The sequence below is a fragment of the Streptomyces sp. NBC_01216 genome, from assembly GCF_035994945.1.
Classification (GTDB): Bacteria; Actinomycetota; Actinomycetes; order Streptomycetales; family Streptomycetaceae; genus Streptomyces.
In genome coordinates this window covers 3,963,457-3,983,398 of record NZ_CP108677.1, presented here as the reverse complement: position 1 = coordinate 3,983,398, position 19,942 = coordinate 3,963,457, and the positions used below count along the sequence as shown (strand labels likewise).

Here is a 19,942-nt window from a genome sequence, read left to right as displayed (position 1 = left end):
GGCCGCGCGGGCGGGGAGGTCAGACGGGCTCGGCGACCTTGGCGCCGTCGCCGTCGGCCGGCTTCGCGGACGGGCCCGTCCCGCGCAGCGCCACCTCCTTGACCAGGAAGGACAGCACGAAGCCGAGGACCGCGACCGCCGAGCCGACCAGGAAGGCCGAGTGGGTGCCCGCGGCCACCGCGTGCTGGTACGCCTCGCGCAGCGCGTCCGGCAGCTCGGCCAGGCCGGCCGCGTCGAGCTGGGCCGACCGCTCGGTCAGGTCCGAGCCGCCGCGGGCGGCCATCTCGTCCTGCACGCGGCCGGTGAAGAGCGCGCCCATGATCGCGACGCCGAAGGACGAGCCGAGCGTCCGGAACAGGGTGGTCGAGGAGGAGGCGACGCCCATGTCCTTGAGCTCGACGCTGTTCTGTGCCACGAGCATCGTGATCTGCATCAGGAAGCCCATGCCGGCGCCGAGCACCGCCATGTAGACCCCCGAGGTGAGGCGACTGGTGCCGGTGTCCATCCGGGCCAGCAGGAACAGGCCGGTCACCATCAGCGCGGTGCCCAGGATGGGGAAGATCTTGTACCTGCCGCTCATGGTGGTGACCCGGCCGGAGATCAGCGAGACGACCATCATCGACAGCAGCATCGGCAGGAGCAGCAGACCGGAGTTGGTGGCGGAGGCGCCCTGCACGGACTGCTGGAAGAGCGGCAGGAAGAGCACCGCGCCGAACATCACGAAACCGGTGAGGAAGCCGATCACCGACATGAGGGTGAAGTTGCGGCTGCGGAAGATGTGCAGCGGCATGATCGGGTCGCTCACCCGGGTCTCGACCGCGAGGAAGGCGCCGAGCGCGACGACACCGGTGGCCGCGAGGCCGACGATCGTGGCCGAACCCCAGGCGTACTCGGTGCCGCCCCAGGTGGTGACGAGCACGATCGAGGTGATGCCGACGGTGAGCAGCGCGGCGCCGAGGAAGTCGATCCGGGTGCCGGCGCCGCGTTCCTTGCGGGGCAGGTGGAGTACGGCCGTGACCATCGCGAGGGCGACCGCGCCCAGCGGCAGGTTGATGTAGAAGGACCAGCGCCAGCCCCAGTGGTCGGTGATGGAGCCTCCGACGAGCGGTCCGCCGATCATGGCGAGGGCCATCACGCCGGCGATCATGCCCTGGTACTTGCCGCGCTCTCGGGGCGGGATCAGGTCGCCGATGATCGCCATGACGCCGACCATCAGGCCGCCGGCACCCAGTCCCTGGACGGCGCGGAAGCCGATGAGCTGGCCCATGTCCTGCGCCGTGCCGCTGAGTGCCGATCCGATGAGGAAGAGCACGATCGAGGTGAGGAAGACACCCTTGCGGCCGTACATGTCGCCGAGCTTGCCCCAGATCGGGGTGGAGGCGGCGGTGGCCAGGGTGTAGGCGGTGACGACCCAGGAGAGGTGTTCCAGGCCCCCCAGTTCGCCGACGATCGTCGGCATGGCCGTGCCGATGATCATGTTGTCCAGCATCGCGAGCAGCATCGCGATCATCAGTGCGAGCAGGACCACGCGCACGCTGCGCGGCTGCTTCGCCGCCCCACCCTCCCCGGCCGTCTTCACAGACTCGCTCGTCGACATGTCCCCTGCTTCCCCACACCTTCAGACGCTTACTTGCCGCCCGGCTAGTTACTAGACTGGGGACGGTAGAACGGCAGCTAGCCGGGCGTCAAGTAAGTAAAAGGGTGTGGGAGAAGACCATGGTCAGAGGCAACACCCGCCAGCGCATCCAGGACGTGGCCCTGGAACTCTTCGCCGAGCAGGGCTACGAGAAGACGTCGCTGCGCGAGATCGCCGAACGGCTGGACGTCACCAAGGCGGCGCTCTACTACCACTTCAAGACCAAGGAAGACATCCTGATCGGGATCTTCCACGACCTCACCCGGCCCATCGACGAACTGATCGCCTGGGCGCAGGAGCAGCCGCGCACCCTGGAGACGAAACAGGAGACCTTGCGCCGCTACCAGGCGGCGCTCGCCGACGCGGCCCCCCTGTTCCGCTTCATGCAGGAGAACCAGGCGACGGTGCGCGAGCTGAGCATCGGCCTGACGTTCAAGGAGCGCATGATCAGCCTCAGCGAGCTGATCCAGGAGCCCGGCTTCGCCATGACCGACCGGGTCCGCTGCGTCAGCGCGCTGTTCACCATGCACGCGGGCATGTTCTTCCTGCAGACGATCGAGGGCGACCCCGAGGAGAAGCACGCGGCCGTCCTCGAGGTCGCCCTCGATCTCGTCACTCAGGCGCATCACGCCTGACGGAGCTCCCGTCCGGGTCAGATGCTGACGCCGACGGAGCGCAGGAACGCGGCCGGGTTGAGCGCGGAGCCGTAGTTCGGGGTGGTGCGGATCTCGAAGTGGAGGTGCGGGCCGGAGGAGTTGCCGGTGTTGCCCGACAGCGCGATCTTCTGGCCGGCGCCGACCTTCTGGCCGATGTGCACGTTGATCTTCGACAGGTGCGCGTACTGCGAGTACTTGCCGTTGGCGTGCTTGACGACGATGGCGTTGCCGTACGCCGGGCCGTCGCCGCCGCCGTAGGGGCCGGCCTTCACGACGGTGCCCGCGGCGGCGGCCTTGACGGGGGTGCCGACCGGAACGGCGAAGTCCTGGCCGGAGTGCTTGTGGGCCCACATGGCGCCGCCCTGGTTGAAGCTGGCGGTCAGGGCGTAGGAGCTGACCGGCTTCACCCAGGAGGGAGCCTTCTTCGCGGCGACCGGGGCCTTCTTGGCCGCGGCCTTCACCGCGGCGGCCTTGGCCTGCGCGGCCTTGACCTGCGCGGCGACCTTCGCCTGGGCCTCGGCCTGGGCGGTGACGGCGGCGGACACACCGGCCGGGGCGGACGCGATGGCGGCCTTGCCCTCGGCGGCGAAGGCGGACCCGGCTCCGGCGACCAGCGACGCTCCCAGGCCGGCGGCGGCGAGGGCGGCGGCGGTGATGCGGGTGGGGTTCATGACGCGCTTCGACATACGGGGGGAAACCTCCGGGCAGTACGGGACCCGACGCAGGAGGTGCGCCGGGCTGGCCATCCCTTGGTAACCCGGGCACCCATCTCGCCTCAAACACCCCATCTACGACATCGCGTCGTAGCGATCTCCCCGCGCGCCCCACCCTTGACGCCCCACGAAACCGACTCTCGAAATCGGACAAACCGGCACAAGAGAATCGGTTTACCTGCATGTCGCCCCTGTCCCGATGGGCCCGAGAGGCGGCCCCTCCTCCGGCTCGGGACCCCACGGGACCAAAGCCCCACCGCGATGCCCCGAAACATCCTGAATCAGCCGGAAACATCGCCACTATTCCGTCTAGTACCCCACGAAACGCCTGTGCGCCTTGTCACGGCACCGCAGTCCCGATTGCGACCTGGGTCACGCGAACACGGCCCTCCGCGGCGCGTTCACGGGCGCGCCGACGGCCTGGCGGACACCGCGGGCACGCCTCCCGGTGGCCTCCCACCCCTTCCCGGGCCCCCTCCACATCACGATCCGGCTCCTCCGGCCCCCGCCGCCGCCTCCTCCCGGTACGTTCCGGATCATGACCGACATCGAACTCGCCGACGCCATCGAGTCCGTACGCGACCAGCTCGTGGAGGCCGCCGCCCGCGCCACCGGACGGCCCGTCGCCTTCGAAGTGGGCGACATCCAGATGGAGTTCAGCATCGAACTACGCAGGGAAATGAAGGGCGGGGCCAAGGTCAAGGCGTGGGTGGCCGAGACCGGCGCGGACGCGTCCCGCAGCCGGGGCGAGACCCACCGTGTCTCCTTCACCCTCAAGCCCCGCGACGCGGCCACCGGCGACTCCTGGCTCGTCGGGCACGAGGACCTCGGCGACACCTCCGGCTTCGGGGACGCGGGTGCCGGGCCCGTTGCCCGATGACGCCCCCACCCACGCGTCTCCCGGGGCGGGGCGTGGTCGCCGTCCGCTCCCCGCACTCCGGACAGCAGGGCAGCGGGGTACTCCTCACCGACGACACCGTCCTGACCTGCGCCCATGTGCCGGACACCGGTCACCCCGCCCTGGTGTCCGTACCCGGCCGCCGCGAACCGTTCCCCTGCCGGGTGATCTGGTCGGACCGGCAACTCGACGCCGCGCTGCTCCAGGCACCGGAGAGTCTCATCCCGGGGCTCGTGGCCACCCTGGGGAACTCCGCCACGACCGTCCGCCTCGGCACCCTCGCCACCGAACGCCCGCTGCCCGGATGCGAGATCCTCGGCTTCCCCCGAATCCAGCGCTACGACGGAGGGCACCGGCTGGAGTGCGACCAGTACACGGGCACCGTCCTCCCACTGGCCGGGCTCATCCGCCGGACCATGGTCCTCGAACTCGACCGGTCTCCGGCGGCCGAACGCGCCGACGGCACCTCACCCCTGGCGGGGCTGTCCGGGGCACCGGTCTTCACCGACGAGGCCCTGCTGGGCATCGTCAAGGAGGTCCCGCGCGGCCGGGGCCACCGCCGCGTCGAGTGCGTCCCGCTCGGCGCGATCGTCGCCGACGACGACTTCCGCGCCGCCTTCCTCCGCGCGACCGGTACGCCGCCACCCGCCCCGCACCTCCGCGGCCGGCACACCGGCGCGGACTCCCGCTATGAGCAGGACTACGCCGAGGCCCTCCGCGCCGCCTACGGCCGCACCCGGATCTTCGGACTCGACGAGCTCGGCCGGCGCGCCGCCGAATGGGATCTGGACACCGCCTACCTCTCCCTGGAGGCCACGTCGCCCGCGGCCGACGGCGGCGCCGGCCCGCAGCGCGTCGACGAGCTGCTCGCGGCGCGCCCTCGGGTGCTGCTCCGGGGCGACGCGGGCGCCGGGAAGACGACGCTCGTCTGGTGGCTGGCCGCGCACGCGGCGGCCGGCACCCTCGGACCGCGGCTCGCCGGGCTGAACGGGCTCGTCCCCTTCGTCGTCCCGCTGCGCACCCTGCGGGCCCGCGGCTCCGCCTTCCCCACCCCCGCCGGAATCCCCGCCGTCGCGGGCCTGATGGTCGATCCCGCACCCGACGGCTGGGCCGGTCGCGTCCTGGCGGCGGGCCGGGCCCTGCTGCTGGTCGACGGGCTCGACGAGGTGCCGCGGGAGGACCGGGAGGCCGCGCACGCCTGGCTGTCCGGTCTGCTCGCCCGCTGGCCGCGCACCCGCTGCCTCGCGACCGTACGCCCCCTGGCCGTCCCGCCGGACTGGCTGGATTCCGAGGGTTTCGAGGAAGTCACCCTCCTGCCCATGCGGGACGACGACATCCGGTCCTTCGTCACCGCCTGGCACCGAGCGGCCGGGCTCGACGACGGGGACGGGCGGGGGCACGACGACCTCGACGCCCTCGAACACGATCTCGCCCGACAGTTCGGGCACAACCCCACCCTCGCGGACCTCGCTCGCACCCCCCTGCTGTGCGCCGTGATCTGCGCGCTGCACCGGTTACGCGACGGCTTCCTGCCCGAGTCCCGCTGGGCCCTGTACGAATCGGCCCTCGCGCTCCTCCTCGGTACCCGCGACAAACGCCGCCGGATCGACGCCCCCGACGGCATCCGCATGTCCGTGGAGGAGCACCGGCAACTCCTCCAGCGGCTGGCGGCGTGGCTGGTGCGCGGCGGCCAGACCGAGTTCACCCGGAACCAGGCGCTGCACCAGGTGGCCCGGGCGCTGCCGGGCATGCCGCGGGTCGCGGAACAGGGCACGCCCGAGGAGGTCCTCACCCATCTGCTCAACCGCACCGGCCTGCTCCAGGAACGCACCGAAGACGTCTACCAGTTCACCCACCGCACCTTCCAGGACTTCCTGGCCGCCAAGGAGTTCGTCGAGGACGACCTGCTGTCCGAGCTGCTGCGCCACACCCACGAACAGCAGTGGCACGACGTGCTGTTGCTGGCTGCGGGCCACTGCTCCCGGCGCGAACTTCCGGTGCTGGTCTCGGGGCTGCTCGCCGCGGGCTCCGCCACCCGGAACCGTGACCACAAGGCCACCCTGTACGTCCTGGCCGCGCTCGCCACCCAGCACGCGGCCTGGCTCTCGGAGTCCCTGCACGCGCGGGTGCGGACGGCGGTGGCGTCCGTGCTGCCACCCCGCAGCACCGCCCAACTGGTCCAGCTGGCCCGGCTGGGGCCCTTCGCGCTGGCTCTGCTTCCCGGACCCGGGACGCCGGCCCGGGACACCGCGCGCCTCGCGCTGCAGCTCGTGTGCGAGATCGGCGGCGCGGACGCCGTCCCCTACGCACGCGCCTACGCCCACCCGGACAACGCCGTGGCCCTGGCCTTCAACTGGCCCCGCTTCCCCGCCGAGGCGTACGCGCGCGAGGTGCTGACCCGCATCCCGCTGGACGGCATGGCGCTCTTCGTCAGGGACCGGGACCAGCTTGCCCAGTTGCCGCTGCTCCGGCACGCCCCCGACCTGATCCTCCAGGACGAGCTGCCCCTGGACGAGATCACGGCGTGTCTCGCGGGTCATCCGCTGCGCGGCCTCACCATCGCCGACAATCCCTGGCTGACCTGCCTCGCGCCGCTCGCCCCGTTCGCGGGCGGTCTGGACACGCTCGCCCTCCAGCGCTGTGCGCGGCTGACGGACCTCGCGGGGCTCGCCCGGCTGGACCGTCTGGAGACCCTCGTCCTGGACTCCGTACGGGTGCTGCCCTCCGATCTGAGGACGGTGGCGGGGCTGCCACGGCTGAACGACCTCACCCTGCGCCACCCTCTCCGGGACGGCCCGCGGCTGGACCTGGCGCCGCTGCACGACCTGCCCGGCCTGCGGCTGACGGTCGAGGGCGTTCCCCGGGGGCTGCTCCTGGGCCGCAAGCCGCTCGGCGACCGGCTCGTGCTGAAGCCCTGAGCGCCTGACGGGGCGCGGAAACGGAAAAAGGGGCTGCCCCGGCCCGTACGTCTCCGTACCGGTCCGGGGCAGCCCCTTCAGCCGCTCAGCGCGGTGTCACGCGTCCTTCGAGAGGTTCGGGCCGGCTCCGCCGGTCGCCTGCTCGATCGGGGGGACGTCGGGCAGCGCCGACTTTTCCTCGCCGCGGAAGGTGAAGGTCTTCTCCTCGCCCTCGCCCTCGGTGTCCACCACCACGATGTGACCGGGTCGCAGCTCGCCGAAGAGGATCTTCTCCGAGAGCGAGTCCTCGATCTCGCGCTGGATCGTCCGGCGCAGCGGCCGGGCGCCCAGAACGGGGTCGTAGCCCTTCTTCGCGAGCAGTTCCTTCGCGGGCTGGGAGAGCTCGAGGCCCATGTCCCGGTCCTTCAGACGCTCGTCGACCCGGCCGATCATCAGGTCGACGATCTGGAGGATGTCGTCCTGGGTGAGCTGCGGGAAGACGATGACGTCGTCCACACGGTTGAGGAACTCCGGCCGGAAGTGCTGCTTCAGCTCGTCGCTGACCTTGGCCTTCATCCGCTCGTAGTTGGACTTCGTGTCGCCCTGGGCGGCGAAGCCGAGGTTGAAGCCCTTCGAGATGTCCCGGGTCCCGAGGTTGGTCGTCATGATGATGACCGTGTTCTTGAAGTCCACGACCCGGCCCTGGGAGTCGGTCAGACGACCGTCCTCCAGGATCTGGAGAAGGGAATTGAAGATATCGGGGTGGGCCTTCTCGACCTCGTCGAAGAGGACCACGGAGAACGGCTTACGGCGCACCTTCTCGGTGAGCTGGCCGCCCTCCTCGTAGCCCACGTATCCCGGCGGGGAACCGAAGAGGCGGGACACCGTGTGCTTCTCGCTGAACTCCGACATGTCGAGGGAGATCATCGCGTCCTCGTCACCGAAGAGGAATTCGGCGAGCGCCTTGGACAGCTCGGTCTTACCGACACCGGACGGGCCGGCGAAGATGAACGAGCCACCGGGGCGCTTCGGGTCCTTCAGACCGGCGCGCGTACGGCGGATCGCCTTCGACAGACCGCGGACCGCGTCCTTCTGGCCGATGACGCGCTTGTGGAGCTCGTCCTCCATGCGGAGCAGCCGCGAGGACTCCTCCTCGGTCAGCTTGAAGACCGGGATGCCGGTGGCGGTCGCGAGGACCTCGGCGATCAGCTCGCCGTCGACCTCGGCGACGACGTCCATGTCGCCGGCCTTCCACTCCTTCTCCCGCTTGGCCTTCGCCGCCAGCAGCTGCTTCTCCTTGTCGCGGAGGGAAGCCGCCTTCTCGAAGTCCTGGGAGTCGATCGCGGACTCCTTGTCCCGGCGCACGCCGGCGATCTTCTCGTCGAACTCGCGGAGGTCCGGCGGCGCGGTCATCCGGCGGATACGCATCCGGGAACCGGCCTCGTCGATCAGGTCGATCGCCTTGTCCGGCAGGAAGCGGTCCGAGATGTACCGGTCGGCCAGGGTCGCGGCCTGGACGAGGGCCTCGTCCGTGATGGAGACCCGGTGGTGGGCCTCGTAGCGGTCGCGGAGACCCTTGAGGATCTCGATCGTGTGCGGCAGCGACGGCTCGGCGACCTGGATGGGCTGGAAGCGGCGCTCGAGGGCCGCGTCCTTCTCCAGGTACTTGCGGTACTCGTCGAGCGTGGTGGCACCGATGGTCTGGAGCTCACCGCGGGCCAGCATCGGCTTGAGGATGCTGGCGGCGTCGATCGCGCCCTCGGCGGCGCCCGCACCCACGAGGGTGTGGAGCTCGTCGATGAACAGGATGATGTCGCCGCGGGTGCGGATCTCCTTGAGCACCTTCTTCAGGCGCTCCTCGAAGTCACCGCGGTAGCGGGAGCCGGCGACCAGTGCGCCGAGATCCAGGGTGTAGAGGTGCTTGTCCTTGAGGGTCTCGGGCACCTCGCCCTTGACGATGGCCTGCGCCAGTCCCTCGACGACGGCGGTCTTGCCGACGCCGGGCTCGCCGATGAGCACCGGGTTGTTCTTGGTGCGGCGGGACAGCACCTGCATGACCCGCTCGATCTCCTTCTCGCGCCCGATGACGGGGTCGAGCTTGGACTCGCGAGCGGCCTGGGTGAGGTTCCGGCCGAACTGGTCGAGGACCAGGGACGTCGAGGGGGTGCCCTCGGCAGGACCGCCGGCCGTGGCGGCTTCCTTGCCCTGGTAGCCGGAGAGCAGCTGGATGACCTGCTGCCGCACCCGGTTGAGATCGGCGCCCAGCTTCACGAGGACCTGGGCGGCGACGCCCTCGCCCTCGCGGATCAGGCCGAGCAGAATGTGCTCGGTGCCGATGTAGTTGTGGCCGAGCTGGAGGGCCTCGCGGAGCGACAGCTCCAGGACCTTCTTGGCACGAGGGGTGAAGGGGATGTGCCCGGACGGGGCCTGCTGCCCCTGACCGATGATCTCCTCCACCTGCTGTCGGACCGCCTCGAGCGAAATCCCGAGGCTCTCCAGGGCCTTAGCGGCGACACCCTCACCCTCGTGGATAAGGCCCAGGAGGATGTGCTCGGTGCCGATGTAGTTGTGGTTGAGCATCCGGGCTTCTTCCTGAGCCAGGACGACAACCCGCCGCGCGCGGTCGGTGAACCTCTCGAACATCGTTAATCGCTCCTCAGAGCGGTCAGTCAGTTAGGGGTCGATCCCCTCCCTGTCCTTCCGCAGCTTAGTCCCGCAAGCGGGGACCGCTCATTCCAACTGCCGACATCCGTCCGGATCACCCCCTCTCAAGCGGGGAGACCTGCTGCCGAACAACCGACAAATGCTCCAACCCGATGGTGCGAGACGATGTTCCCGCAGGCCAAGCAGTTACCCGTGCCATCTGTACGCCGATGGCGAACGTGAGACGCCAAAGCCCGCGAGTCGCCCCTTCCCACTAGGAATGTCTTACCCGTAAGCACCGACAGTCCATGCGGCACACCCCGGTTCCCTCCGCTAAGGGCGAACATCCATGCGCTCTCGAATGCGCCCGTAGGCCCTCATCGCGGACACTCCGTGCACCCGAGCGAGGACACCGGGTCACGGCGGGCGTAACCAGGAGCCGTGCGCGGGCGTTTCCCTGACATGTCCTTCACCGTCCCGCCTCCCCGCTCACCGCTCGACGGCGGTCTGGCCCGGTGGTACGAGCACGAGCTCGGCTGGGCCACGACGCACGGGACGGGACAGCCGGCACAGCTGGTGACCGGGCTGCGCTTCGACGTCCTGGAGATGCCCACGGCGGCGGGTCGTGCCGTGCTGCGCAGGGCCGGAACCGCCGTCGGGCCGGTGGCCCTCATGGGGCGGCGGATGCGGCTCCTGGTGGCGGCGGGGAGCGCGGAGGAACTGCCGGGGTTGCTCGACTGGCTGGAATGGGGCGGGATCTCGCTGGATCTCGCCGCGCTGGGCGCGGGCGGCCGGATGACCGCCCCCGTTCCCCCGGGATGGAGCGGTTCCGGCACACCGGGCGCCGCGGTGTGGCTGCGCGCCCCCGAGCCCGGACGCGAGGTGGAGTCCTCGCTCCCGGCCCTGCAGGCGGTCGCCCGGGGCGGTGCGGGCGCCCCCTGTCTCGCGCGCCTCGTGGCCGCCGCCGCCGCGGCCTGCCATCGGGTGCGGCTGCTGAGCGCGCGTACCGGCGGACCGGACGCCCAGCAGCTGACGCCTCAGCGGTTCGCGTCCTCGTAGGCCGCCTTGATCTCGGCGGGCACACGGCCGCGGTCGTTCACGTTGTAGCCGTTCTCCTTGGCCCACGCGCGGATCTTCGCGGTGTCCGGGCTGCCGCCGGCGGCGACCCGGCCCTTGCCGCGCGCACCGGCACCGCGGCCGCCGGTACGCCGGCCGCTCTTGGTGTACGGCTCGAGCAGGCCACGGAGCTTGTCCGCGTTGGCGGTGGTGAGGTCGATCTCGTAGGTCTTGCCGTCCAGCGCGAACGTCACGGTCTCGTCCGCCTCGACACCGTCGAGGTCATCGACAAGAAGGACCTGAACCTTCTGTGCCACCGGATTTCCTTTCATCGAAAATGCAGTACGCGGAAAGGAAACCGCTTTTCCCGGAAAAACACAAACCCCCGGCAGAGGTTCAGATGCCCGGCAACGCGGGAAACATACGCGATTCGGACATAGGGCTCCGTCCGTTCGTTACGGTCACAGGTGCAGAAGCATCCGGCTGTTGCCCAGGGTGTTCGGCTTCACTCGTTCGAGACCGAGGAACTCGGCGACACCCTCGTCATAGGAACGCAGGAGCTCGCTGTAGACATCTCCGTCGACCGGAGTCTCACCGATCTCGACGAAGCCGTGCTTCGCGAAGAAGCCGACTTCGAAGGTCAGGCAGAATACCCGGCGCACCCCCAGCCACCGGGCGGTGTGCAGCAACTTGTCGAGCACCAGATGACCGACACCGGCGCCCCTGAACTCGGGATCGACCGCGAGCGTGCGCACTTCGGCGAGGTCTTCCCACATCACGTGGAGCGCGCCGCAGCCGACGACGACCGCGTCCTCGTCGCGCTCGGCGACCCAGAACTCCTGGATGTCCTCGTAAAGCGTCACGGTGGCTTTGTCGAGCAGGATGCCCCGGCCCACGTACGGGTCGACGAGTCGGCGGACGGCGGCGACATCACCGGTGCGGGCTCGGCGTACGGTGACGGTTCTGCGGGCAGGAACGGATTCGGGTGCGGGGGACGCCATGGGGGGACGCTATCGCCCCTCGCTCCCCGCCCCACCGGCGCCCTCCGCGGGCGGGGGGACGGATTCGGGGGCGTTGTGGCCGACGATGCGGATCGCGTCGCCGAGCGCCTCGCGCTGTTCGGACGACATCATGCCGAAGAAGGCGACGAGCGCCGCGGCGGGGTTGTCGCTCTTCGACCAGGCTTCGTTCATCAGCGCGGCCGAGTAGGCGGCGCGGGTGGAGACCGCGGTATATCGATAGGCGCGCCCTTCGACTTCCCTGCGCACCCAGCCCTTCTGATGGAGATTGTCCATTACGGTCATGACGGTGGTGTAGGCGATGGACCGTTCCTGCTGGAGATCCTCCAGGACTTCCCGGACGGTCACCGGGCGGTTCCATTGCCAGACGCGCGTCATGACGGCGTCTTCCAGGTCTCCCAATTGACGGGGCACAGGGCCACCCTAGTGCGCGATGCCGGGAATGAGTCGTTTATCGAGGCGGGAAGCCCAACAAAAAGGACGTACGGCCTGAAATCGACCGTACGTCCGTGTACTGGCTGCTGTAGTACGTGGGGCCGGCGGGTCCTACGAGCCGGCGGCGGCGCCGTCCGCCTGACGGGCGGACTCGGCCCGCGTGAGGGCGGCGTCGACGGCCGCGTCCTCCTTGGCCTTGTTGGGTCCGCCCTGGCTCTTGACGATCGTGACCACGAGACCGACGAAGAACGCGGCCATCACGACGGGGGGCAGGAGCGCGGATACGTAGTCCATGACGTCCAGAGTAGCCAGGCGCATCCCCGGACGGCGCCCCGGGCCCTCCGTGAGGGGCCGTCCGGCCAGAGGCCACCCGGCAGGCTCTCAGCCGGCGGCGCGTTCTTCGGGCGGGGGCGGCGGCACGGGCCGGCGGCGCGGCGGGAAGACCTCCGAGGGCTTGGGTACCGGACGCTCGCCCGGCGCGGGCGGCTTCGGGCCGCCGGGCGTGGGCTTGGGCTCGTCGGCGGCGCGCCCGCCGGCCAGAGCGAGCAGCCGGGCGCGGGGAGCGGGAGCCGCGGTGGCGCCCGCCTGGCAGACGCGGGCCAGCCGGGCGCGCACCGAGCGCTCCGCGAGGGTCCGACAGCGCTCCAGGAGGGTGGCGGCGCGGGGATTGCCGCGCAGGGCGCGCAGGGCGGCGAGGTCGTCGGCGTCGGGGTCGTAGCCGGCCTCCAGGGCGTCCTGGAGCAGCACCAGGTAGCCGCCGAGCGAGCCCGGCAGGGCCTCGCGGTAGCGGGCCAGGTCGGCGAGGAGGAAGGCGCGCAGCCTGCCCGCCTCGCGGACCGCGTCGTCCACTGATTCGGCGAGACGCAGGCAGTCCCGGACGTCCTCGTCCTGGAGGGGGGCAGGGCTGAGGGCGGTGGCGAGGGCGCGTCGGAGCACACGCAGCTCGTCCGCACTGAACGCCATGCCGCCACGGGATCCGTATGGCGTGGGCATGGTGCGACGATACGCGCTAATCGGACAATTTCTACCTTATTGATCACGCCGGGCGCGGCGCCGGGTCGACTTCCCGGGCGGTGACGGGCGGAGCGGGCGAGGCGGTACACCGCGGACCCGGGGCGGCGGCCCGTGCCGCCGCCCGCCGGCGGCTACAGGCGCGAGACGTTCCGCTCGTAGACGAGGCGCAGGCCGATCAGAGTCAGCCAGGGCTCGTGCTCGTCGATCTCCTGCGAGTCGCCGAGGACCATCGGGGCGAGACCGCCCGTCGCGATCACCGTGACGTCCGAGGGGTCGCCGTCCCGGCCGACCAGCTCGCGCTTCATCCGCGACACCACACCGTCGACCTGGCCGACGTAGCCGAAGACGATGCCCGACTGCATGGCCTCGACCGTGTTCTTGCCGATCACGCTGCGCGGCCGGGCCAGCTCGATCTTGCGGAGCATCGCACCCCGGACCCCCAGCGCCTCGACCGAGATCTCGATGCCCGGGGCGATGGCACCGCCGGCGTACTCCCCGCGAGCGGTGATCGCGTCGTACGTCGTCGCCGTGCCGAAGTCGACCACGATCGCCGGACCGCCGTAGAGCTCGACGGCACCGACCGCGTTGATGATGCGGTCCGCGCCGACCTCCTTGGGGTTGTCGGTGAGGATCGGCACCCCGGTCTTGACGCCCGGCTCCACCAGGACGGCCGGCACGTCGCCGTAGTAGCGGCGCGTCACCTCGCGCAGCTCGTGCAGGACCGAGGGGACGGTGGCGCAGATCGAGATGCCCTCGATGCCGTCGCCGAGCTCCATGCCCAGCAGGGGGTGCATCCCCATCAGGCCCTGGAGCAGGACCGCCATCTCGTCGGCCGTCCGGCTCGGGTCCGTCGAGATCCGCCAGTGCTCGACGATGTCCTCGCCGTCGAACAGGCCGAGGACGGTGTGCGTGTTGCCGACGTCGATGGTGAGGAGCATCAGGCGGCCGCCTCGGAGGCGTCGCGCAGGTCGAGGCCGATGTCGAGGATCGGGGACGAGTGGGTGAGCCCGCCCACCGCGAGGAAGTCCACTCCGGTCGCCGCGTACGCCGCGGCGTTGTCCAGCGTCAGGCGCCCGGAGGACTCCAGCACGGCGCGGCCCGCGACCAGCGCCACGGCCTCCTCGGTCTCCAGCGGCGTGAAGTTGTCCAGCAGGATCAGGTCGGCGCCGGCGTCCAGGACCTCGCGGACCTGGTGCAGGGTGTCGACCTCGACCTCGATGGGCAGCCCGGGGAACAGCTCGCGCACGGCCTTGAACGCCTCGGCCACGCCACCGGCGGCGACCACGTGGTTGTCCTTGACCAGGGCCGCGTCGGAGAGCGACATGCGGTGGTTGACGCCGCCGCCGCAGCGCACCGCGTACTTCTCCAGGGCACGCAGGCCCGGCGTGGTCTTACGGGTGTCGCGGACCCGGGCCCCGGTGCCCTCCAGGGCGTCCGCCCAGGCGCGCGTCGCGGTGGCGATGCCGGACAGGCGGCACAGCAGGTTGAGGGCGCTGCGCTCTCCGGTGAGCAGGTCGCGGGTGCGCGTGGTGACCGACAGCAGCGTCCGGCCGGCCTCGACCCGCTCGCCGTCCTCGACGTGCCGCTCGACCTCGAAGGTGTCCGTGCAGACGATGGAAAGGATCGCCTCGGCGACCCGCAGACCGGCCACCACGCCCGCCTCGCGCGCGGTGAAGTCGGCGGTGGCCACCGCGTCCTCGGGGACGGTCGCCACGGTCGTCACGTCCACCCCGCCGTCGAGGTCCTCCTCGATGGCCAGGTGGGCGATGTCCTCGACCTGGACCGGGTCGAGCCCGGCGTCCGCGAGCAGCTGGGCGAGGGCCGGGTCGAGGCCGCACTCGTACACCTCGTCGGCGCAACCGCAGCCGTCACCACAGCCGTCGGCAGCCGCCTCGGCCGTGCCGGACCCGCCGATCTGGATGAGGGGGACGTCCACGGGCTGCGGACGTGCTTCTTCGGGCGTGCTCGGCGTGCTCACGGTTTACGGCTCCCTGGGTGCGTCGTCGGCGGTGGGGGGAAAGTCATGGGTCTCGGTGGAGCGGATGTCGAGCGTCCGGTCCGGTTCGAGGCGGACCACGAGGTGCCGGCGCCAGACCGTGTCGTCGCGCTCCGGGTGGTCCTCGCGCCAGTGACAGCCACGGGTTTCCTCGCGGCGGCGCGCCGCCGCGACCAGCACCCGGGCCACGCAGAGCAGGTTGGTGGTCTCCCATGCCTCGACGCCCGGCTCGGACGCCTTGCGTTCGTCGTGTTCCCCCGCCGCCGCGGCCATCGCCTCGGCGTGCAGGGCGTCCAGCCCGCCGGCGGCGCCCGCCAGGCTCCGCGCGGAGCGCAGCACCCCTGCGCCCTCGGTCATGATCCGCTGGATACGGGTCCGGGCGCCCGGGTCGGGCAGCGGAAGGGTCACCGGAGCGGGATGCGGCACCGGAGTGCCCGCGGTCCGCGCGGCGAGCGCGGTGACGTCGCGCGCGATGCGCTCGGCGAAGACCAGGCCCTCCAGGAGCGAGTTCGAGGCGAGCCGGTTGGCGCCGTGGACGCCCGTACAGGCCACCTCGCCGCACGCGTACAGGCCGGGGACGGTGGTCCGGCCCGACAGGTCGGTGCGCACGCCGCCGGAGGCGTAGTGCGCCGCCGGGGCGACCGGGACCGGCTCGGTGACCGGGTCGATGCCGTGGGCGCGGCAGGCGGCCAGGATCGTGGGGAAACGGTGCTCCCACATCTCGGCGCCGAAGTGGCGGGCGTCGAGGTACATGTGCTCGGTGCCCCGCTCCCGCATCCTGCGCATGATCGCCTTGGCGACGATGTCGCGGGGCGCGAGCTCGGCCAGCTCGTGCTGTCCGAGCATGAAGCGGACGCTGTCCGCGTCGACCAGATGGGCGCCCTCGCCGCGTACCGCCTCGGACACCAGCGGCTGCTGTCCCTCGGAGTCGGCGCCCAGGAAGAGCACCGTGGGGTGGAACTGGACGAACTCCAGGTCGGAGATCTCCGCCCCGGCGCGCAGGGCGAGCGCCACACCGTCGCCGGTGGAGACGGCCGGATTGGTGGTGGCGGAGAAGACCTGCCCCATGCCGCCGGTGGCCAGGACCACGGCAGGGGCGTGGACCGCGCCGACGCCGTCGTGCTGCCCCTCCCCCATGACGTGGAGGGTGACCCCCGCCGTACGCCCCTCGGCGTCCGTCAGCAGGTCCAGGACCAGGGCGTTCTCGATGATGCGCACGGAGTCGGCGCGCACCGCCTCGACGAGCGCCCGGGAGATCTCAGCGCCGGTGGCGTCGCCGCCGGCGTGCGCGATCCGGCGCCGGTGGTGCCCGCCCTCGCGGGTCAGCGCGATCGTGCCGTCGGCGGCCTTGTCGAAGTCGGCGCCGGTGTCGATCAGCCGGCGCACGGCGTCGGGGCCGTCGGTGACCAGGAGCCGGACCGCGTCCTCGTCGCACAGGCCGGCGCCGGCGACGAGGGTGTCGTCCAGGTGCTGATCCGGCGTGTCGCCCTCGCCGAGGGCGGCGGCGATGCCGCCCTGGGCCCAGCGAGTGGAACCGTCGTCCAGACGGGCCTTGGTGACGACGACCGTGCGCAGCCCGGCGGCGGCGCAGCGCAGGGCGGCGGTCAGTCCCGCGACGCCGGAGCCGACCACGACGACGTCGGCGTCGATGGACCAGCCCGGGGCGGGCGCGTGCAGCCGTATTCCGGTCACTTGGTGGCTCCGAAGGTCAGCGGGATGTTGTCGATCAGCCGTGTACTCCCGACGCGCGCGGCGACGGCGAGGATCGCCTCGCCGGCGTGGTCGTCGGCGACCTCGGTGAAGTCGGCCGGGTCGACCAGGGCCAGGTAGTCGAGGGCCAGCGGCGGTTCCGCCTTGGCCGCGTCGTCGAGGACGGAGCGGGCCGCCGCCCGTACGGCGTCGGCACCGCCGCACTCGGTCGCCTGGGCCACGGCGTGGGTGTCCGCGGCGGCGCGGGCCTCGCCGAGCCGGGACAGCGCCTCGGCGCGGGTCTCCGAGGCGGGCAGCGAGGCCGCACGCGCGCGCAGCGCCTGCTGGGCGGCGAGTCGGTCGCCGGCGGCGAACAGCGCGCGGGACAGGGCCAGGGCGGTGCGGCGCTCGGCGGCCGAGAGGTAGCGGTTGCGGCTGGACAGGGCCAGACCGTCGTCCTCGCGGACGGTGGGTACGCCGACGATCTCGACCGGGAAGTCCAGGTCGCGGGCCATCCGGCGGACGAGGGCCAGCTGCTGGGCGTCCTTCCGGCCGAAGAAGGCCACGTCGGGGCGGGTCAGGTGGAGCAGCTTGGCCACGACGGTCAGCATGCCGTCGAAGTGACCGGGCCGGGAGGCGCCTTCGAGTCGCTCGCCCATGGGCCCGGCGCTGATCCGGACCTGCGGCTCGCCACCGGGGTAGACCTCGTCGGCCGAGGGCGCGAAGACGGCGTCGGCACCGGCCGCGCGGGCGATCCCGAGGTCGGCGTCGAGGGTGCGCGGGTAGCGGTCGAGGTCCTCGCCCGCCCCGAACTGGAGCGGGTTGACGAAGACGGTCACGACGACGAACCCGTCGGGCCCGACGTGCGCGCGGGCGCTGCGGACGAGGGCGGCGTGCCCGTCGTGGAGGGCGCCCATCGTCATGACGACGGCACGTCGGCCGCCGTCGGGCAGCGCGTGCAGCGCGGCGGCGGTGCGCACCGGCGTGAGCCCCGGGGCCGGGGCGAGGCCGGCCGGAGCCGGGTCGGACGGGGTGGTCGTCATCGGTCTTCCCCCTCGGCGAGCACGTCCAGCAGATCCTCGGCCAGCTCGGGCTTGAGCAGGCCGTGCGCGAGCGCCCGGTCGGCGGTGCCGCGGGCCATCGCGAGATAGCCGGAGACGGTGCCCGGGGCGTGTTTGCGCAGTTCGGCGACGTGCGCGGCGACCGTGCCGGCGTCACCGCGGGCGACCGGACCGGTCAGGGCCGCGTCGCCGGAGCGCAGGGCGTTGTCCAGGGCGGCGCCCAGCAGGGGGCCCAGCATCCGGTCGGGAGCGGCGACCCCGGCCGTACGGAGCAGGTCCATCGACTGGGCGACCAGGGTGACCAGGTGGTTCGCGCCGAGGGCGAGCGCCGCGTGGTAGAGCGGACGGGCCTCCTCCTCGATCCACTCGGGCTCGCCGCCCATCTCGATGACCAGTGCCTCGGCGGCCAGCCGCAGTTCCACGGGGGCGGTGACACCGAACGAGCATCCGGCCAGACGCTGGATGTCGACCGAGGTCCCGGTGAAGGTCATGGCGGGGTGGAGCGCCAAGGGCAGTGCCCCGGCCCGGCGGGCGGGGTCCAGGACCCGCGTCCCGTACCGCCCGGAGGTGTGTACCAGGAGCTGGCCGGGGCGTACGGCTCCGGTGTCGGCGAGGCCCTCGACGAGGCCCGGCAGGGCGTCGTCGGGGACGGTCAGCAGGACGAGGTCGGCTCGCTCGAGCACCTGCGCGGGCGGCACGACCGGCACGTCCGGCAGCAGCTCCGCGGCCCGGCGCAGCGAGACGTCGGAGACCGCGGAGACGGCGACGGGACGGTGCCCGGCGAGCTGGAGCGCGGCGGCGAGGGCAGGGCCCACCCGGCCCGCTCCGACGACTCCGACACCGAGCCGGGCGGGTCGGTCCTCCGCTCGGGGTTCTGCTGCTGGGTTCACGCGGCTACGGCCTTCCGTTCCAGTCCGCGGGGGGTACCGGACGATTTCTGGTCATGCTACGCCAGCGTTTCGCGCCGCTCGTGGCCTGTCCACAGGGTGTGGGCGACGCTGTGATGATCAGGTCATGGACGAGGCGGGCGAGAGGGACGAGATGAACGAGCCGGAGCCGGACGTACGACGGCGCAGGGCGGCGGCGTGGTCCGCGGCACGCCGCAAGCTGTGGACCACCCCGGTGGAGTCGACGGTCGGCGAAAGCCTCGGCCGGCTGGCGGAACTGGCCGGGCGCGGAACCGCGTTCACCGACCCGCACGAGCTGGTCGACAGCTACGGTGGCGGACCGGTCGCCGAGCTGGAACGGCGGGTGGCCGAGCTGCTGGGCTTCCCCGCGGCCGTCTTCCTCCCCACCGGCACGATGGCCCAGCAGGTGGCCCTGCGCTGCTGGGCGGGGCGTACCGGCAGTCCGGTGGTCGCCCTGCACCCGCTCGCCCATCCGGAGGTACACGAGAACGGCGCGCTGGGCGCGGTCACGGGACTGCGCACCACGCACCCCACGGACGAGCCACGGACGCCGACCGCGCGGGAGGTGCGCGACCACCCGGAGCCGTTCGGGACGCTGATGCTGGAGCTGCCGCTGCGGGACGCCGGGTTCACGCTGCCCACCTGGGCCGAGCTGGTGGACGTGGTGGACGCCGCGCGGGAGCGCGACGCGGTGGTGCACTTCGACGGCGCGCGGCTCTGGGAGTGCGCCCCGCACTTCGGCCGGGGCCTGCCGGAGATCGCGGGGCTCGCCGACAGCGTGTACGTGTCCTTCTACAAATCGCTGGGCGGACTGTCCGGGGCCGCGCTCGCGGGTCCCGAGGACCTGGTGGAGGAGGCCCGGGTATGGCTCCACCGCTATGGCGGCCTGCTCTTCCAGCAGTTCCCGACGGCGCTGAGCGCACTGCGCGGCCTGGCCCTGGAGCTGCCGCGGCTGCCCTCGTACGTGGCCCACGCGCGCGTGGTGGCGGAGGGACTGCGGGCGGGCTTCGAGGAGGCCGGGGTGCCCTGGTTCCGGGTGCATCCCGAGACACCGCACACCCATCAGTTCCGGGTCTGGTTGCCGTACGACCCGGAGACCCTGACCGCCGCCTCGGTCTCCCTGGCGGAGACCTCGGACACGGTCCTGTTCCGCCGCTGGTTCTCCCCGGGGGCGGGCGGGCCGCCGGGGGTCGCGGCGACGGAGGTGACGGTCGCCGCGCCGGGCCTGGCCTGGACGGAGGCCGACGTCCGCGAGGCGGTCGCCGCCTTCCTGTCCCACCTGCCCTGACCGCCCGGTGGGCAGCCGGGCGCGGCGAGGCCG

18 protein-coding genes are annotated in these 19,942 nt (G+C 71.9%); 5 read left to right on the top strand and 13 right to left on the bottom strand.

From position 1 onward, the window contains the following. Positions 1–19: 19 nt before the first annotated feature. Positions 20–1,597, bottom strand: a complete 1,578-nt coding sequence (locus tag OG393_RS17570) for an MDR family MFS transporter (protein WP_327375603.1) — start codon at positions 1,595–1,597, stop codon at positions 20–22. 119 nt (positions 1,598–1,716) lie between these two features. Between OG393_RS17570 and OG393_RS17565 the strand changes: the two genes are divergently transcribed. Then, the gene (locus tag OG393_RS17565) at positions 1,717–2,271 is read left to right on the top strand and encodes a TetR/AcrR family transcriptional regulator (protein ID WP_327375602.1); all 555 of its coding nucleotides are present in this window, start codon (positions 1,717–1,719) and stop codon (positions 2,269–2,271) included. Between the two features lie 17 nt (positions 2,272–2,288). Here OG393_RS17565 and OG393_RS17560 read toward each other — a convergent pair whose 3' ends face one another. Continuing rightward, on the bottom strand, positions 2,289–2,978 hold the full coding sequence (locus OG393_RS17560) for a M23 family metallopeptidase (RefSeq protein ID WP_327375601.1): 690 nt from the start codon (positions 2,976–2,978) through the stop codon (positions 2,289–2,291). A gap of 565 nt (positions 2,979–3,543) precedes the next feature. Here OG393_RS17560 and OG393_RS17555 point away from each other — a divergent pair. Both OG393_RS17555 and OG393_RS17550 read left to right on the top strand, forming a co-directional pair. Beyond that, positions 3,544–3,885, top strand: coding sequence for a trypco2 family protein (locus OG393_RS17555; protein WP_327375600.1), 342 nt, complete (start codon positions 3,544–3,546; stop codon positions 3,883–3,885). Continuing rightward, positions 3,882–6,821: an NACHT domain-containing protein gene (locus OG393_RS17550; protein ID WP_327375599.1), complete on the top strand. Its 2,940-nt coding sequence runs from the start codon at positions 3,882–3,884 to the stop codon at positions 6,819–6,821. The genes OG393_RS17555 and OG393_RS17550 overlap by 4 nt, the downstream gene beginning before the upstream one ends. Before the next feature lie 96 nt (positions 6,822–6,917). Here OG393_RS17550 and OG393_RS17545 read toward each other — a convergent pair whose 3' ends face one another. Further along, positions 6,918–9,443, bottom strand: coding sequence for an ATP-dependent Clp protease ATP-binding subunit (locus OG393_RS17545; protein ID WP_327375598.1), 2,526 nt, complete (start codon positions 9,441–9,443; stop codon positions 6,918–6,920). Between the two features lie 462 nt (positions 9,444–9,905). Between OG393_RS17545 and OG393_RS17540 the strand changes: the two genes are divergently transcribed. Next, the gene (locus OG393_RS17540; protein ID WP_327375597.1) at positions 9,906–10,502 is read left to right on the top strand and encodes an SCO3374 family protein; all 597 of its coding nucleotides are present in this window, start codon (positions 9,906–9,908) and stop codon (positions 10,500–10,502) included. Here OG393_RS17540 and OG393_RS17535 read toward each other — a convergent pair. The 10 genes from OG393_RS17535 to OG393_RS17490 all read right to left on the bottom strand — a co-directional run bounded on the left by OG393_RS17535 (position 10,481) and on the right by OG393_RS17490 (position 18,603). Further along, positions 10,481–10,816: a histone-like nucleoid-structuring protein Lsr2 gene (locus tag OG393_RS17535; protein WP_327375596.1), complete on the bottom strand. Its 336-nt coding sequence runs from the start codon at positions 10,814–10,816 to the stop codon at positions 10,481–10,483. The genes OG393_RS17540 and OG393_RS17535 overlap by 22 nt on opposite strands. A 144-nt stretch (positions 10,817–10,960) precedes the next feature. Beyond that, positions 10,961–11,500 carry an amino-acid N-acetyltransferase gene (locus OG393_RS17530; RefSeq protein ID WP_327375595.1) on the bottom strand — a complete coding sequence of 180 codons (540 nt, stop codon included), beginning with the start codon at positions 11,498–11,500 and terminating at the stop codon, positions 10,961–10,963. A 9-nt stretch (positions 11,501–11,509) separates the two neighbouring features. Further along, a complete protein-coding gene (locus OG393_RS17525) occupies positions 11,510–11,932 on the bottom strand; it encodes a BlaI/MecI/CopY family transcriptional regulator (RefSeq protein ID WP_327375594.1) in 423 nt (140 codons plus the stop codon). A gap of 132 nt (positions 11,933–12,064) precedes the next feature. Beyond that, positions 12,065–12,247 carry a hypothetical protein gene (locus OG393_RS17520; protein WP_327375593.1) on the bottom strand — a complete coding sequence of 61 codons (183 nt, stop codon included), beginning with the start codon at positions 12,245–12,247 and terminating at the stop codon, positions 12,065–12,067. A gap of 87 nt (positions 12,248–12,334) precedes the next feature. Beyond that, a complete protein-coding gene (locus tag OG393_RS17515) occupies positions 12,335–12,916 on the bottom strand; it encodes a hypothetical protein (protein WP_327378462.1) in 582 nt (193 codons plus the stop codon). 182 nt (positions 12,917–13,098) lie between these two features. Then, a complete protein-coding gene (locus tag OG393_RS17510) occupies positions 13,099–13,905 on the bottom strand; it encodes a type III pantothenate kinase (RefSeq protein ID WP_327375592.1) in 807 nt (268 codons plus the stop codon). Next, a complete protein-coding gene (nadC, locus tag OG393_RS17505) occupies positions 13,905–14,945 on the bottom strand; it encodes a carboxylating nicotinate-nucleotide diphosphorylase (RefSeq protein ID WP_327375591.1) in 1,041 nt (346 codons plus the stop codon). Before nadC ends, OG393_RS17510 begins: the two co-directional genes overlap by 1 nt. Before the next feature lie 3 nt (positions 14,946–14,948). Continuing rightward, a complete protein-coding gene (locus OG393_RS17500; protein WP_327375590.1) occupies positions 14,949–16,655 on the bottom strand; it encodes an L-aspartate oxidase in 1,707 nt (568 codons plus the stop codon). Beyond that, positions 16,652–17,695: a pantoate--beta-alanine ligase gene (panC, locus tag OG393_RS17495; RefSeq protein WP_327375589.1), complete on the bottom strand. Its 1,044-nt coding sequence runs from the start codon at positions 17,693–17,695 to the stop codon at positions 16,652–16,654. Before panC ends, OG393_RS17500 begins: the two co-directional genes overlap by 4 nt. Further along, the gene (locus OG393_RS17490; protein ID WP_327375587.1) at positions 17,692–18,603 is read right to left on the bottom strand and encodes a Rossmann-like and DUF2520 domain-containing protein; all 912 of its coding nucleotides are present in this window, start codon (positions 18,601–18,603) and stop codon (positions 17,692–17,694) included. The genes panC and OG393_RS17490 overlap by 4 nt, the downstream gene beginning before the upstream one ends. A gap of 124 nt (positions 18,604–18,727) precedes the next feature. Between OG393_RS17490 and OG393_RS17485 the strand changes: the two genes are divergently transcribed. Next, positions 18,728–19,909 carry a threonine aldolase family protein gene (locus tag OG393_RS17485; RefSeq protein ID WP_327375586.1) on the top strand — a complete coding sequence of 394 codons (1,182 nt, stop codon included), beginning with the start codon at positions 18,728–18,730 and terminating at the stop codon, positions 19,907–19,909. Positions 19,910–19,942: the final 33 nt, after the last annotated feature.